This is a genomic window from Stenotrophomonas sp. TWI700 (genome assembly GCF_039673645.1).
GTDB classification, from domain to species: domain Bacteria; phylum Pseudomonadota; class Gammaproteobacteria; order Xanthomonadales; family Xanthomonadaceae; genus Stenotrophomonas; species Stenotrophomonas maltophilia_AA.
On sequence record NZ_JBDJMB010000002.1, the window covers coordinates 88,056 to 101,559 of the forward strand.

The 13,504-nt window shown below is 67.3% G+C and carries 14 protein-coding genes; 4 read left to right on the top strand and 10 right to left on the bottom strand.

Features of this window, described 5'->3' with window-relative positions; all coding sequences use genetic code 11:
- Window positions 1-11 precede the first annotated feature (11 nt).
- From ABE473_RS02215 to ABE473_RS02230, 4 genes are all read right to left on the bottom strand, one after another.
- Complete coding sequence (locus tag ABE473_RS02215) at window positions 12-695, bottom strand: response regulator transcription factor (protein ID WP_019185514.1); 684 nt, start codon at window positions 693-695, stop codon at window positions 12-14.
- Window positions 696-772: 77 nt separating this feature from the next.
- Window positions 773-1,138, bottom strand: coding sequence for a hypothetical protein (locus tag ABE473_RS02220; RefSeq protein ID WP_176990160.1), 366 nt, complete (start codon window positions 1,136-1,138; stop codon window positions 773-775).
- Between the two features lie 212 nt (window positions 1,139-1,350).
- The gene (gene dusA, locus ABE473_RS02225) at window positions 1,351-2,367 is read right to left on the bottom strand and encodes a tRNA dihydrouridine(20/20a) synthase DusA (protein WP_346488338.1); all 1,017 of its coding nucleotides are present in this window, start codon (window positions 2,365-2,367) and stop codon (window positions 1,351-1,353) included.
- 155 nt (window positions 2,368-2,522) lie between these two features.
- A complete protein-coding gene (locus ABE473_RS02230; protein WP_346488339.1) occupies window positions 2,523-2,945 on the bottom strand; it encodes a GFA family protein in 423 nt (140 codons plus the stop codon).
- Window positions 2,946-3,144: 199 nt separating this feature from the next.
- Here ABE473_RS02230 and ABE473_RS02235 point away from each other — a divergent pair, with 199 nt between their 5' ends.
- Entirely contained in the window at window positions 3,145-4,101 is a 957-nt protein-coding gene (locus ABE473_RS02235; protein WP_346488340.1) for a cation transporter, read from the top strand.
- A 21-nt stretch (window positions 4,102-4,122) separates the two neighbouring features.
- Here the strand turns inward: ABE473_RS02235 and ABE473_RS02240 are convergent, their stop codons facing one another.
- A complete protein-coding gene (locus ABE473_RS02240; protein WP_346488341.1) occupies window positions 4,123-4,959 on the bottom strand; it encodes an AraC family transcriptional regulator in 837 nt (278 codons plus the stop codon).
- Between the two features lie 110 nt (window positions 4,960-5,069).
- On the opposite strand from ABE473_RS02240, the gene ABE473_RS02245 reads away from it, so the two are divergent.
- The 3 genes from ABE473_RS02245 (at window position 5,070) to ABE473_RS02255 (ending at window position 7,922) form a co-directional block, all read left to right on the top strand.
- Window positions 5,070-5,495 carry an organic hydroperoxide resistance protein gene (locus tag ABE473_RS02245; protein ID WP_019185509.1) on the top strand — a complete coding sequence of 142 codons (426 nt, stop codon included), beginning with the start codon at window positions 5,070-5,072 and terminating at the stop codon, window positions 5,493-5,495.
- Window positions 5,496-5,637: 142 nt separating this feature from the next.
- Window positions 5,638-6,075 carry a lysozyme inhibitor LprI family protein gene (locus ABE473_RS02250; protein ID WP_346478441.1) on the top strand — a complete coding sequence of 146 codons (438 nt, stop codon included), beginning with the start codon at window positions 5,638-5,640 and terminating at the stop codon, window positions 6,073-6,075.
- Between the two features lie 71 nt (window positions 6,076-6,146).
- Window positions 6,147-7,922 (top strand): peptidoglycan-binding protein, encoded by a 1,776-nt coding sequence (locus tag ABE473_RS02255; protein WP_346478442.1) that lies wholly within the window; start codon window positions 6,147-6,149, stop codon window positions 7,920-7,922.
- A 23-nt stretch (window positions 7,923-7,945) separates the two neighbouring features.
- On the opposite strand, the gene mmsB is transcribed toward ABE473_RS02255, so the two are convergent.
- The 5 genes from mmsB to ABE473_RS02280 are packed head-to-tail and all read right to left on the bottom strand — an operon-like array spanning window position 7,946 to window position 13,490.
- The gene (gene mmsB, locus ABE473_RS02260) at window positions 7,946-8,836 is read right to left on the bottom strand and encodes a 3-hydroxyisobutyrate dehydrogenase (RefSeq protein ID WP_346478443.1); all 891 of its coding nucleotides are present in this window, start codon (window positions 8,834-8,836) and stop codon (window positions 7,946-7,948) included.
- Window positions 8,833-10,008: an enoyl-CoA hydratase/isomerase family protein gene (locus ABE473_RS02265; RefSeq protein WP_346488342.1), complete on the bottom strand. Its 1,176-nt coding sequence runs from the start codon at window positions 10,006-10,008 to the stop codon at window positions 8,833-8,835. Before ABE473_RS02265 ends, mmsB begins: the two co-directional genes overlap by 4 nt.
- Window positions 10,005-10,802: an enoyl-CoA hydratase gene (locus ABE473_RS02270; protein ID WP_346478445.1), complete on the bottom strand. Its 798-nt coding sequence runs from the start codon at window positions 10,800-10,802 to the stop codon at window positions 10,005-10,007. The genes ABE473_RS02265 and ABE473_RS02270 overlap by 4 nt, the downstream gene beginning before the upstream one ends.
- Window positions 10,799-11,965 carry an acyl-CoA dehydrogenase family protein gene (locus ABE473_RS02275; RefSeq protein WP_346478446.1) on the bottom strand — a complete coding sequence of 389 codons (1,167 nt, stop codon included), beginning with the start codon at window positions 11,963-11,965 and terminating at the stop codon, window positions 10,799-10,801. The genes ABE473_RS02270 and ABE473_RS02275 overlap by 4 nt, the downstream gene beginning before the upstream one ends.
- Window positions 11,966-11,984: 19 nt before the next feature.
- Entirely contained in the window at window positions 11,985-13,490 is a 1,506-nt protein-coding gene (locus ABE473_RS02280) for a CoA-acylating methylmalonate-semialdehyde dehydrogenase (protein WP_176990171.1), read from the bottom strand.
- Between the last annotated feature and the right edge of the window lie 14 nt (window positions 13,491-13,504).

Here is a 13,504-nt window from a genome sequence, read left to right on the forward strand (position 1 = left end):
CCAGCCGCAGCTCAGCCTTCGTTGCGCGGAATGGCGAAGCGGTAACCGCGGCCACGCACGGTTTCGATCGGCTTGAGTTCGCCGTCGGCATCGAGCTTCTTGCGCAGGCGGCCGATGAAGACCTCCAGCACGTTCGAGTCGCGATCGAAGTCCTGCTGGTAGATGTGTTCGGTGAGGTCGGCCTTGGAGACCAGTTCACCGGCATGCATCATCAGGTACTCGAGCACTTTGTACTCGTAGCTGGTGAGGTCGACGTTGCTGCCGTTGACGCTGACCGTCTGCGCGGCAAGGTCCAGCGCGACCGGGCCGCACTCCAGCGTGGGCTTGCTCCAGCCGGCGGCACGGCGCAGCAGCGCATTGACGCGGGCCAGCAGCTCTTCGACATGGAACGGCTTGACGAGGTAATCGTCGGCGCCCTGCTTGAGGCCCTCGACCTTGTCCTGCCAGCTCGAACGCGCGGTCAGGATGAGCACCGGGAACTTCTTGCCCTCGTCGCGCAGCGCCTTGATCAGTTCCATGCCCGACATCTTGGGCAGGCCCAGATCGATGATGCCGACGTCGAACGGTACTTCGCGGCCCATGTACAGACCTTCCTCACCGTCCTGCGCAGCATCGACGGCAAAGCCTTCGCGCTTGAGCCGGGCTGCCAGTGTTTCCCGCAGCGGGGCTTCGTCTTCGACCAGAAGGATACGCATGAACTCTCCCTAGTGTCCTGGGTATGGCCCCATGGGGCCAGTGGGTAATGCAGATGACTGCGGACAACTATCCCTGTTCAGGGGTTATCGCCGCGTAGTGATGACATATCCGAGCGCGGCGTGCGGGGCTGTGAACGCGATGTCGCGGGATCGTCCATATAGCGGACGCGGCCGCGGTCATCCATGTACTTGACCCGGTTGATGTCGCGCCCGTCGAAGGGCACGCGCTCGGCGCCGAGGATGTGTCCACCGGTAGTCCGCTGCACCCGACGGACCGCATCGGACAGCGAGCGTTCCTGCGGGCCACCGCGTTCGGCCGTGCGCATCATCTCGGCACGGGCTGCTTCCGGCGGCATCTGCGCCCACGCACTGGCGGAGGCAGCTGCGCCCGTCGCCAGAAGGGCGAAGGCAGCGATGCGGCGGTGGCGGGTCACGGAGAACATCGGTCTGATCCTAGCGGAGCGCGGCTAAACGTTCAAAAGTTGTGAATCGGCAACCGCCAGCCTGGGCCGGCGCTTTACGAATCTTTAGCGAATTCTTGGTTTTAGCCAGTGAATCCGGTCTGAACTTTTCCGGTTGCCTCCCCCCTTTGTTCATCTAAGTGAACATTGGCGGCCAAAGCGAGGCCCTTGTCAAGTTGACAGGGTGATGCGGTTCACGCCGCGACGCGTTCGGCCTGGGCGCGGGTCACCGCCAACGCCTGGTCGATCAGGCTCCAGTCGGCCCCGACGCGGTGCGAGCCTTCGCTCAGAATCTGGCGGAAGGCGCGCCCACCCGGTTGGCCGTGGAACAGCCCCAGCAGGTGGCGGGTGATGTGCTTGAGCGCCAGCCCGCAGGCCAGCTGGGCCTCGATGTACGGCTGCATGGCGCGCAGCAGCGCCTCGCGCGACTGCAGCGGGGCACCGGTCTGGGCCGCCTCCAGCTGATGCAGCACGTAGGGGTCGTGGTAGGCCGCACGGCCCAGCATCACCCCGTCCAGCGCCGGCAGCTGGGCCTGCGCGGCCTCGACCGTGGCCAGACCGCCGTTGAGGACGATCTGCAACTGCGGGCGATCGGCCTTGAGACGGTGCGCCCAGTCATAACGCAGCGGCGGCACTTCGCGGTTTTCCTTCGGCGAGAGGCCCTTCAGCCATGCGTTGCGCGCATGCACCACGAACATCGCGCTACCGGCGTTTGCGGATTGATCGACGAAATTGACGAAGTTTTCGTAGTCATTGTCGTCATCCACGCCCAGGCGACACTTTACCGTCACCGGGATGTCCACCGCTGCGACCATCGCGCCCACGCACTCGGCAACCAGAGCAGGCTCGCGCATCAGGCAGGCACCGAAGCGCCCGGCCTGGACCCGGTCGGAGGGGCAGCCGCAGTTGAGATTGACCTCGTCGTAGCCCCACTCCTGCGCGATGCGCGCGGCCTGGGCCAGCAGGGCCGGATCGCTGCCGCCGAGCTGCAGCGCGAGCGGATGCTCGCTCCCATCGAAGCCGAGCAGGCGCTCACGGTCGCCATGGATCACCGCGTTGGCGTGCACCATCTCCGTGTACAGCCGTGCGCCGGGCGCCAGCAGCCGATGGAAGTACCGGCAATGGCGGTCCGTCCAGTCCATCATCGGGGCGACGGACAGGCGCAGGGAGGCGGCGTAACGCGCGGTGGCGTCGGTGATGGGCTGGGTCATGAGGCGCGGGGCTATCTGGATTCACTGGCAATACCAGCGCAATCAATAGTTTACCCCCCTGAGCTGAATACTGCCCGGGGGAGCCTAACCTGCACCCGACGGCCCCAGGACGTCGCGCGGATCCGCGCACTTCCCGGGAGACCCGATGAGCAGCCTTAAGACGCGTACGTGGGCCCATCCCACCCATCAAGGTACTTCGGCAGATCGTCCGACACGTCGACGACGCGCTGCCGATAGAACAAGTGCATGGTGGGAGCCAACGCCGCGTCAAGCTGGCCGTCGGTCGCACGGGCAACCAGCGCATTGGGGACGACACGCATGCCCAGTCGATTGGTACCGAAGAGAATGTCGCCGCAGACGCCACAGAAGGTCTTCGCCACCTGTTTTTCGGGATGCTGGAATGTCAGCGCCACGCCCTCTTCAACACGAACGGCAGCGGCTTCCCATGCTGTAGCGGACAACAAGGACGTCCCATAGAAGCCCCTGCAGGTGGAACAATGGCAGTTCGCACGCGCTGCGCGCGCGCCATGCAGTTCAACGGAAACCTTGCCGCACAGACAGGTAAAACGAAGTGACATGGTGACCTCGATGGCGCGACGAGCGTTGACTGTAGTGTGCCATCGGCGACCACACCCTGGCCGCGTCCGCTGGCCAGAACCATCATGTAATGTCCGTCGCGCGTGTCATGGTTTTTTCCGCATGGCTGGCGCAGGCTTGACCCGCAACGCACAGCCACAGGCGAGAATGCCCCATGAACGCTCCCGCGCACACCGCCTGATGTCCCTGCTCCGCCCTGGCACCTTCGACCCCACCACCGAACAAGGCGTGCTGCGCCTGTCGATCGCCGCCTCGTTGGCGATGGCGGCGGCTGCGGTGGCCTTCGGCCTGCTCGCCAACTCCTCGCTGATCATCTTCGACGGCATCTACGGGCTGATCGACGTGGTGATGACCTGGCTGTCGCTGCTGGTGGTGCGCCTGATCAGCCTGTCGACCCACGTGGATACCCTGCAGTCGCGCTTGAACCAGCGCTTCACCATGGGTTTCTGGCACCTGGAGCCGATCGTGCTCGGGGTCAGCGGCACGCTGATGATCGGGGCCGCGCTGTATGCCGCGGTCAATGCGGTCGATGCACTGATGTCCGGCGGGCGCGAGATCGCGCTGGGGCCGGCGATCCTGTTCGCGGTGATCTCGATCGTGGCCGAAACCGGGCTGGCGCTGTTCGTGCGCCGTGCGAACCGGTCGATCGGCTCGGACTTCATCGCACTCGATGCCAAGAACTGGGTGGTCGCGGCGAGCATGTCCGCCGCGTATCTGGTCGCCTTCGTCGGCGGTTATGTGCTGGGCGGCACCAAGTGGGCGTGGCTGGTCCCGTACATCGATCCGGCGATCCTGCTGGTGGTCTGCCTGTTCGTGGTGGTGGCGCCCCTGGGCACGGTGCGCCAGGCGCTGTCTGACATCCTGTTGATCACGCCGCTGGACCTGCAGGCGCATGTCGACGCGGTGGCGCGCGACATCGTGGCCAGGCACGGCTTCCTGGAGTACCGCAGTTACGTGGCCAAGGTCGGACGCGGTGAGCAGATCGAACTGTTCTTCGTGGCGCGCGCGGACGATCCGCCGCGGCCGCTGATCGAATGGGACCGGCTGCGCGATGAGATCGGCGAGGCGCTGGGCGAGGAGTCGCCGGACCGGTGGCTGACGATCATGTTCACGACGGATCGGGAGTGGGCGATCTGAGCGACGCCGACGTGCGTCGCACTATCGCCCGGGCGCCACACTGCCCTGCTTCCACTGCCGCGGCGACTGCCCGGTCTGCGCCTTGAACGCGCGCGACAATGCCGCCTCACTGCCGTAGCCCACCTCGATCGCGATGCGCTTGAGCGGATGGCCACGACGCAGCGCCTGCTGCACGAGGCGGGTACGCCAGCCCTGCAGATAGTGGCCGGGTGTGCTGCCGATGGTGTCGCGGAAACTGTCGGCGAAGGCGCTGCGTGACATGCCGGCGCGCTGCGCGAGCGACTCCAGCGTCCACTCGTCGGCCGGCGCTTCGTGCATGGCGACCAGCGCGTGGCGCAGCCGCGGATGGGCCATGCCGGCGAGCAGGCCGACACGGATCTGGCCACTCTCCATCAGCGCGCGCAGGATCTGGATCAGCACCACCTCGAACAGGCGATCCAGCAGGGCCTGGCGGCCGCAGCGCTGCGCGAACGCTTCTTCGAACAACAGCGACAGCACCGGCTGGCCGCCATACAAGCCCTCCAGCGGCAGGCACACGATCGGCGGCAGTGCCGCGGCGACCGGGTTGTTGGCGCCGCCTTCGAACTGCAGGTGGGCGCAGGCGAAATCCGCACCCCGCGTGGCATCGGTAACGAAGCGGTGCGCGAGCGGGCGCGGGTACAGCAGTACGCTGGGCGTGGTGATCTGCAGCGTGCTGCCGTCCGGGTGCTCGACACGCACCTCGCCGTCGCGGATCAGATGAAGCTGGCCGCGCTCGCCGTCGGCCGGCAGATCGTTGATGCCGCACAGCGCCCCGGCGTGGAAGACCTCGGCCGAGACGGCGAAACGGTCCAGCAGGGATTGCAGTCGATCGACCATGGCGGACTCCAGATCAAGTTTTCTGGACGAAATGTTGCCACAAGTACGGGATAGGCGCGCACAGTACACCTGCCATCTGGCCCACCCCTTTCACTCCGCAGGAAAGTCCCATGTCCATTGCCAACGTTCTGTATACCGCCCAGGCCACTGCCAACGGCGGCCGCGACGGCCGCGCCGTCTCTTCCGACAACGTGCTGGACATCCAGCTCTCCACCCCGCGCGAGCTGGGCGGCGCCGGCGGCCCGGGCACCAACCCGGAGCAGCTGTTCGCGGCCGGCTACTCGGCCTGCTTCCTGGGCGCGCTGAAGTACGTGGCCGGCCAGGCGAAGGTCGCCCTGCCGGCCGAAACGCAGATCACCGGCAAGGTTGGCATCGGCCAGATCCCGACCGGCTTCGGCATCGAAGTGGCACTGGAGATCTCGGTGCCGGGCCTGCCGCGCGAACAGGTCGAAGAACTGGTGCAGAAGGCCCACATCGTGTGCCCGTACTCGAACGCGACCCGCGGCAACATCGATGTGACGCTGACCGTGGTCTGATCCACCCGAGGCGCGCGATGCGCCTGCAATCCACGTACGGCCGGGCCTTGTCCCGGCCGTACGCGTGTGTGCGCGCCGTGATGCCGTGAGTCAGGATTGCTTCGTATACTGCCCGCCGGACAATGGAATGAAGGAATCAGGCATGCAGGCGAAGTTCAAACAGTCCCTTCTGGTCGGCATCACGCTGACCGCGCTGATCGCCAGCGGTGCGGCGATGGCGCGCTCGCCGGTCTCCACGGCGCAGCCCGGCAAGGGCATCAGTGCCTCCTTCACCACCTGCCAGCAGCGCGCCCAGGGCGCGATCGCACAGGCAGCGTGCATCTCGCAGGAAACCAAGCTGCAGGATCAGCGACTGAACCAGGTCTACAAGGCGCTGCAGGGCAAGCTCGACGCTGCCGGCAAGGCCAAGCTGGTTGCGGCGCAGCGTGCCTGGCTGGAGTCGCGCAAGCGCGACGGCGAGCTGGAGACCGTGATCTTCGACAGCACCCAGCCCGGCAACCTGCAGGGAAGCGAGATCGAGATGCGCCGCCTCGGCGCACGTGCGGACCAGTTGCAGGGCTACATCGACCTGCTCGACTGAGCCGCGCCACGCTGGAATGCTGACCCGGCCCCCGGCCGCCCCCCGATTGCACAGAAACAAGGAAGTAAGCCATGCCCGACAACATCGATACCCGTAACCTGGATGCCACCTCCGGCGCGGTCTACTTCGCGGTAGGCCGTGGCACCGAAGGCGGCCCGGCGTCGTACCATCTGTCCATCGCCGGCATCACCCGCGGTACCCGCGAGCCGGACTGGGGCGAGGTCAGCAGCGTCGCGCAGAACAGCGGCTACAGCCTGGGCGCGATCCAGGTCGATTTCGGCCAGCGCGGTACCTGGCCGGTCGGCGCGATCGGCGATCGTCCGCTGGCGGCGGGCGAAAAGACCTATGTGGATGCGGTGATCGACCAGGCCCAGGCCTACGCGAAAACGCACAATCTGCCGTTCACCAACGATCGCGCCGACCTGCGTGGCGACCTGCTCAGCCACGGCAACGGGCTCAGCGGCCGTTCTTCGATCCGCTTCATGGACGAACAGACCCGCGACAGCATCAACGCCTGGGCCGGTTCGGACGAAGGCAAGCAGTGGATCCACGCCAACATCGATTACCCGCAGGTGCGCAACGCCACCCAGACCGCGATGTCGATCCTGGACGCGCACGGCAGCCATATTCCCGATGAGCGTCGTTTCGAGGCGATCAGCCTGCTGGCCAAGACCGCCAACCAGATGCCCGGCCAGCTTTCAAAGCTGGAAAAGGTGCTGGAGAACGGCGGCGACTACGACGCCCTGCGCACCAAGGCCGGCGAGATCCGCGCCACACACACCTACTACGATGGCCCCAAGGCCGCCGACATCGCCGCGCGCTACGAAGACGCCTACGCGAACAACAAGGACGCGATGGACCGTGCCCACACCAAGGTCAGCAGCCGTGACTACGCGCCGGCCGGTGAGCGCAATGATGCGGACATCCGCGTCGCGCTCGACCAGATCCATCCGCCGCGCCAGCAGAGTGCCGCCTCGAGCGTGCTGAAGGAAGGCGCCAGCGGCAAGGAGGTGGGCAAGCTCGAGTCCAATCTGGCGGTCCTCGGCTACACCGCCGCCAACGGCCAGGCCCTGAACGCCGACAAGCGCTTCGACGGCGACACCCGCGCGGCGGTGGAAGCCTTCCAGCGCGCGCATGGGCTGGAGCCGGTGGACGGCAAGGCAGGCCCGGCCACCCTGGGCGCGATCGACCGTGAAGCACGTCAGCTGCAGACCGCACTGGCCGCGCAGGGACATACGGATGCCAACGGCCGCGCGCTGAGCGTGGACGGGCACCTGGGCGCCGGTACCCGCGCCGCGCTGGGTGCTTACCAGCAGGCGCACGGTCTGGACCCCAGCGGCGTACTGGACGCGCAGACCCGTGAAGCGATGGCCGCACCGGCGCGCACCCAGGCACCGGCCGACATCGCGCCTGCGCCGGAACCGGCGCAGCGCGATGGCGCCGCGCTGCGGCCGCTGACCGACCCGGGCAACGCCCAGCACGTGCTGTACATGGAAACCCTGATGCGCGTGCATGAAGCCGAAGAGGCCCGCGGCATCGGCCACGGCCCGCACAGCGAGCGACTGGCCGGCGCCCTGACGGTGGAAGCCGCACGCGCCGGCCTGCACACCATCGACCGCGTCGAGCTCAACCAGGACGGTTCGATGGCGCGCGCCGTGCAGGCCAATGCGCTGCGCGACGAGGCCGCGTTGAACCGCACCAGCGCGCCGGTGCAGACCGCCGACGCGATGGGCCAGTCGCTGGAAGAAAGCACGGCCCGCGCGCAGCAGGCCGGCGACCAACAGCGGGAGCAGCGGCTGATGGATCAGCAGGCCCAGCAGCATGGCGCACGGGCCATGTCGGCCTGAACCCGGCCGCCAGCGACCGGGCTTTACCGGTCGCTGGTGACCAGCTGCACCACGCTGGAGAAATCCAGTTTGCCGCGACCGGCCTGGTGGTTCATCGAGTACAGGTTGCGGGCCAGCTCACCCAGCGGGATCGAGGCGCCGACACTCATCGCCGCTTCCACCGCCAGGCCCATGTCCTTGAGCATCAGGTCGCTGCCGAAACCGCCGCTGTAACCGCGCGACGCCGGGGCGTTGTCCAGCACGCCGGGCCACGGGTTGCACACTTCGGTGGCCCAGCTGCGACCGGTGCTGACCGCCATCATCTGCGAGAGCACCTTCGGGTCCAGCCCGTGTGCGACGCCCAGCGCGATCGACTCACCGGTCACCGCCATGATCACGCCCAGCGCCATGTTGTTGCACAGCTTGGCGACCTGGCCGGCACCGCTGGCACCGACATGGAAGATGTTCTTGCCCATCGCCTGCAGCAGCGGGCGGGCGCGTTCCAGCGCCTCGGCTTCGCCACCGACGATGAAGGTCAGGGTGCCGGCCTGGGCCCCTGCGGTGCCGCCGGATACCGGAGCATCCAGCATCTGCAGGCCACGTGCGGCGGCCGCTTCGGCGACCTTGCGGGCGGTGGCCGGGGCGATCGTGCTGCAGTCGATGACCAGCGCGCCGCCGGGGATATCCGCGAGCAAGCCGTCATCGCCGAGGTAGACGCCTTCGACATGGCGGCTGGCCGGCAGCATCGAGATGACGATCTCGGCGTCGGTCAGCGTATCCAGGGCCGAGGTGGCGGCAGTGGCGCCGGCGTCGACGGCGGCCTGCACCGCGGCAGGCACCAGATCGAACACGCGTACGGCGTGGCCGGCCTTGGCCAGGTTGGCGGCCATCGGGCCACCCATGTTGCCCAACCCGATGAATGCAATACGGCTCATGCGTGGCTCCTTTCAGGGACGGTGGCACCGAGGTCGGCCAGCGGATGCGCGGCATCGGACCACGGCGAAACGAAGAAGGTGCGGGCCCACTCGGCCGTCGCGTCAGCCAGCGTGCGCGGCTGCCACTGCGGGGTGCGGTCCTTGTCGATCAGCAGCGCACGGATGCCTTCGGCGAAATCGCCATGGGCCGCCGCGTGCAGGGCTGCGATGTATTCGATGCGATAGACCTCGGCCAGCGAGGCGCCCTCGGCCAGGTGCTGCAGCTCGAACGCGAGTCGCGCCGAGCCCGGCGCACCGGCGGCGAGCGTCGCTTTGGCGGTGCTCAGCCAGGCATCGTCCGTCTCCAGCGCAAGGACCGCCTCGACGATCGCGCCGACGTCGTCGCTACTGCACAGCGCATCGATCGTCGCGGCGTTGCGCAGCAACGGGCCGGTGGCCGCGTCGCTGGCATGCTGCTGCAGCAGCGCGGTCAGCTGTTCGTGATTGCGCTTGGCCTCGCGGCTCCAGTGCACGTCCGCCAGCGCGTTGAATACGGTCTCGCGCTGCGCCTCGGCGATGTGGATATCCGCCAGACCGGCATAGATCGCATCGCCTGCGTTGAGCGGCGCGCCGGTCAGGGCCAGGAACAGACCGCCATGGCCGGGCACGCGCGGCAGCAGCCAGCTGCCACCGACGTCCGGGAACAGGCCGACGGTGATTTCCGGGAACGCCAGCTTGGAGCGCTCACTGACCACGCGGTGGCTGGCGCCGGACATCAGGCCGATGCCACCGCCCATGACGATGCCATGGCCCCAGCACAGGATCGGCTTGGGATAGGTGTGGATCGCGTAGTCGACGCGGTACTCGACGTCGAAAAATTCGGCCGCGTAGGCGTTGTCGCGGATATCGGTGTTCCCGCTCCCGCGGTACTCGACCATGCTGCGGTACAGGCTGTGCAGATCGCCGCCGGCGCAGAACGCCTTCTCGCCCGCGCCCTGCAGCACCACCAGCGCGATGCCGTCATCGCTGGCCCAGGCATCCAGCCGCTCGCGCAGCAGGTGCGCCATCGGCAGCGAGAAGCCGTTGAGGGTGCGCGCTGCGTTGAGCGTGGCAATACCGATGCGCGTGCCATTGCCGGCCTGGCGCTCTTCGAACAGCACCGGCGCCGCGTCGTTGGCGACGACGGTGCTCATGCGTTCTTCCACTGCGCGGCGCGCTTTTCCAGGAAGGCGTTCACGCCCTCGGCCTGGTCGGCGCTGTCGAACAGATCGACGAAGGCTTCGCGCTCGGCCACCAGTGCCGAGGCGTGGGTGCCGGTGCGGGTGGCCTGCACCAGGGTCTTGCAGGCGGCGATGCTGGTCGGGCTCTGCTTGCCGGCCTTGTGCGCCCATGCCAGTGCGAGGGCCTTGGCTTCGCCCTTGCCGACCTTTTCTTCGACCAGGCCGATACGCAGCGCGGTGTCCGCGTCGATGCGTTCGCCGAGCAGGATCATGCGCTTGGCCCAGCCTTCACCGACCAGGCGCGGCAGGTTCTGGGTGCCACCGGCGCACGGCAGCAGGCCGACGGTGGCCTCCGGCAGCGCCACCTGGGCGTGTTCTTCGATGATGCGCAGGTCGCAGGCCAGCGCGCATTCCAGGCCGCCGCCCATCGCGTAGCCGTTGATTGCCGCGATGGAGACACCGCGGAAACCAGACAAGGCTTCGAAGGCCTCACCGAAGCGGCGCGCGGCTTCACGAGCGGCCGCCTTGTCGCCGGAAGCGAACTGCTTGAGATCGGCGCCGGCCGAGAAGAACTTTTCGCCGTCGCCGGTGATCACCAGCGCATAGACATCGCGGTCTGCATTGAGCGCGCCCACCAGGTCACGCAGCGCGGACAGGCTGTGCACGGTCCAGGTATGCGCCGGCGGGTTGTCGAGGGTGATGACCGCGACGTGGCCATCGGCCTCGACCTTCAGGCCGACATGATCATGCTGGCGCCACTCCATCATCGCAGTTCCTCTTCGGTGTTGAGCAGGTGGCGGGCCACGATCACACGCATGATCTCGTTGGTGCCCTCCAGGATCTGGTGCACGCGCGAATCGCGCAGCAGCCGTTCAATCGGGTATTCGCGGATGTAGCCGTAGCCGCCGTGGATCTGCAGCGCATCGTTGCAGATGTTGAAGCCGGCATCGGTGGCGAAGCGCTTGGCCATCGCACACCACACATTGGCATCGCTGGCACCGGCGTCGAGCTTGCGCGCGGCGGTGTGCACCATCTGCCGGGCGGCGACCAGCTGGGTGGCCATGTCGGCCAGCTTGAACTGCAGTGCCTGGAATTCCGACAGCGCCTTGCCGAACTGGCGGCGCTCGCCCATGTAGCGGCGGGCGGCATCCAGTGCGCCCTGGGCAGCGCCCAGCGAGCAGGCGGCGATGTTGATGCGGCCGCCGTCCAGGCCCTTCATGGCCAGCTTGAAGCCGCTGCCTTCCTCGCCGAGCAGATGGCTGACCGGCACGCGCACGTTCTCGAACGTGATGCCGCGGGTCGGCTGGCTGTTCCAGCCCATCTTCTCTTCCTTGCGCCCGTAGCTGATGCCCGGCAGATCGGCCGGCACCGCGATCGCACTGATGCCACCGGCCCCGGCGCCACCCGTACGGGCCATCACCACCAGCAGCTCGGTGGCACCGGCGCCGGAGATGAAGGCCTTGGAGCCGTTGAGCACGTAATGATCGCCGTCGCGTACCGCGCTGGTCTTCAGCGAGGCCGCATCCGAGCCGGCACCCGGCTCGGTCAGGCAGTACGAGGCCAGCTTGGTGCCGGACGAGAGGTCTGCACCCCACTCCGCACGCAGGCTCTCCTGGCCCCATTTGGCCACCATCCACGACGCCATGTTGTGGATGCTGACATAGGCCGCCGTGGACGGATCCACATTGGCGAGCTCCTCGATGACGACGGCGGCGTCCAGACGGCTCAAGCCGCTGCCACCGACCTCGGGGTCCATGTACAAACCACAGAACCCGAGTTCCCCTGCCTTGGCGATCGCCTCGCGCGGAAAGATGCCCTCCGCATCCCATCGCGCGGCGTGCGGCGCCAGTTCGGCCTGGGCGAAGTCACGCGCTGCCTCTCTATAGGCCTGCTGCGCTTCGTCGAGTTCCGTCGTCATCGAGTGGCTCATGGTCGAACTCCGTTGTTGCTTACTTCAGGCTGATGGTGGTGTTGACGCCATGACCCAGCGTCTCGTCATCGAACCAGCGCGAGGTGATCGTCTTGGTCTGGGTGTAGAACATCACCACCTGCTTGCCGTACGGGCCCAGGTCGCCGAGCTTGGAGGCGCGCGAGCCGGTGAACGAGAACAGCGGCACCGGCACCGGGATCGGCACGTTGATGCCGACCTGGCCGACGTCGATGTCTTCCTGGAACTTGCGCGCGGCCGCACCGGACTGGGTGAACAGCGCGGTGCCATTCCCGTTCGGGTTGGCGTTGATCAGTTCGATGGCGTCTTCCAGCGTCTCCGCTTCCAGGATCACCAGCACCGGCCCGAAGATTTCCTCGTCGTACACGCGCATGCCCGGCGTCACGCCGGCGAAGATGGTCGGACCGACGAAGTTGCCCTTCTCGAACCCATCCACCTGCGGGTTGCGGCCGTCGAGCACCAGCTTGGCGCCCTGCTCCACGCCTGAGGCGATCAGGCCTTCGACACGCTCACGCGCGGCGCAGGAGATCACCGGGCCGACATCGGTCCCGGCGACGCTGCCACCACTGACCTTCAGCGTCTTGGCCTTGGCCACCAGGTCCGGCACCCATGCGCGCGCTTCGCCGACCAGCACCAGGGTGGAGGCGGCCATGCAGCGCTGGCCGGCCGCACCGAAGGCGGCACCGACCATCGCGTTGAGGCTCTGTTCCTTGTTGGCGTCCGGCAGCACCACGGCGTGGTTCTTGGCGCCCATCATGCACTGCACGCGCTTGCCGGCCAGCGAGGCGCGGTTGTACACATGCGTGCCGACGCGGGTGGATCCCACGAAGGACACCGCCTTGATATCCGGGTGATCGCAGATCGCGTTGACCACGTCTTCGCCACCGTGGACGACGTTCAACACGCCCTTGGGGATGCCGGCTTCCAGCGCCAGTTCGACCAGGCGCATGGTGACCATCGGGTCCTGCTCGGACGGCTTCAGGATGAAGGTGTTGCCGGTGGCGATCGCCATCGGGAACATCCACAGCGGAATCATCGCCGGGAAGTTGAACGGGGTGATGCCCGCGCACACGCCCAGCGGCTGCAGCAGGGTGTAGGTGTCCACGCCGTTGGCCACGTTGTTGGCCAGCTCACCGAGCTGCAGGTTGCCGATGGCGGCAGCGTGCTCGACCACTTCCAGGCCGCGGAACACATCGCCTTCGGCATCCGGCACGGTCTTGCCCTGCTCGGCGCTGAGGATGTGGGCCAGCTCGCTCATGTTCTCGCGGATCAGCTGCTGGTACTTCAGGAAGATTCGCGCACGGGTGCCGATCGGGGTCTTGCGCCAGGTCTTGAACGCTTCCTTGGCCGAGGCGACGGCGGCGTCGACCTCGCTGGGGGTCGCGAACGGGACCTGGGCCAGGACGTCCTGGGTGGCCGGATTGACCACGTTCTGCCAATGCGAGCTGGCCGATTCGATGAACTGGCCATCGATCAACATGCGGATACGGGGCGCTGCAACAGTCATGGACAATCCCGGCG

Coding starts and splice junctions, on each gene's coding strand:
- ABE473_RS02250 (WP_346478441.1), top strand. CDS start 5,638: ATGCAGGCGAAGTTCAAACAGTCCCTTCTGGTCGGCATCACGCTGACC.
- ABE473_RS02275 (WP_346478446.1), bottom strand. CDS start 11,965: ATGAGCCACTCGATGACGACGGAACTCGACGAAGCGCAGCAGGCCTAT.
- ABE473_RS02270 (WP_346478445.1), bottom strand. CDS start 10,802: ATGATGGAGTGGCGCCAGCATGATCATGTCGGCCTGAAGGTCGAGGCC.
- ABE473_RS02245 (WP_019185509.1), top strand. CDS start 5,070: ATGTCCATTGCCAACGTTCTGTATACCGCCCAGGCCACTGCCAACGGC.
- ABE473_RS02235 (WP_346488340.1), top strand. CDS start 3,145: ATGTCCCTGCTCCGCCCTGGCACCTTCGACCCCACCACCGAACAAGGC.
- ABE473_RS02230 (WP_346488339.1), bottom strand. CDS start 2,945: ATGTCACTTCGTTTTACCTGTCTGTGCGGCAAGGTTTCCGTTGAACTG.
- ABE473_RS02220 (WP_176990160.1), bottom strand. CDS start 1,138: ATGTTCTCCGTGACCCGCCACCGCCGCATCGCTGCCTTCGCCCTTCTG.
- ABE473_RS02255 (WP_346478442.1), top strand. CDS start 6,147: ATGCCCGACAACATCGATACCCGTAACCTGGATGCCACCTCCGGCGCG.
- ABE473_RS02265 (WP_346488342.1), bottom strand. CDS start 10,008: ATGAGCACCGTCGTCGCCAACGACGCGGCGCCGGTGCTGTTCGAAGAG.
- mmsB (WP_346478443.1), bottom strand. CDS start 8,836: ATGAGCCGTATTGCATTCATCGGGTTGGGCAACATGGGTGGCCCGATG.
- dusA (WP_346488338.1), bottom strand. CDS start 2,367: ATGACCCAGCCCATCACCGACGCCACCGCGCGTTACGCCGCCTCCCTG.
- ABE473_RS02280 (WP_176990171.1), bottom strand. CDS start 13,490: ATGACTGTTGCAGCGCCCCGTATCCGCATGTTGATCGATGGCCAGTTC.
- ABE473_RS02215 (WP_019185514.1), bottom strand. CDS start 695: ATGCGTATCCTTCTGGTCGAAGACGAAGCCCCGCTGCGGGAAACACTG.
- ABE473_RS02240 (WP_346488341.1), bottom strand. CDS start 4,959: ATGGTCGATCGACTGCAATCCCTGCTGGACCGTTTCGCCGTCTCGGCC.